The organism is Flavobacterium soyae (assembly GCF_021245985.1).
Classification (GTDB): Bacteria; Bacteroidota; Bacteroidia; order Flavobacteriales; family Flavobacteriaceae; genus Flavobacterium; species Flavobacterium soyae.
In genome coordinates, this window is record NZ_JAJQXA010000084.1 from 1 (window position 1) to 242 (window position 242).

The 242-nt window shown below is 54.1% G+C and carries 1 protein-coding gene; it reads left to right on the top strand.

Translation table 11 applies throughout. The features are described 5' to 3' along the window. A partial coding sequence (locus LUU93_RS21685) for a hypothetical protein (RefSeq protein WP_232683244.1) occupies positions 1 to 242 on the top strand: 242 nt, incomplete at both ends.

Sequence of the window (242 nt, forward strand, 5' to 3'; positions counted from 1 at the left end):
TGCGGTTATCAATGCGCAGCCGGCTACCCCGACAGTTCCGTCATTAAGCGCTGTGATCCAGCCTACATGCTTAACGGCAGCAGGAAGTTTTACAATTACAAACTATGATGCTTCAAATACCTATACGGTAAGCCCGTCGGCAGGTGTTTCCCAGTCGGGGGATACTGTAACGGCACCGGCAGGAAGCTACACGGTAACGGCTTCAGCGAACGGCTGTACTTCGGGTGCATCCTCTGCTGCGG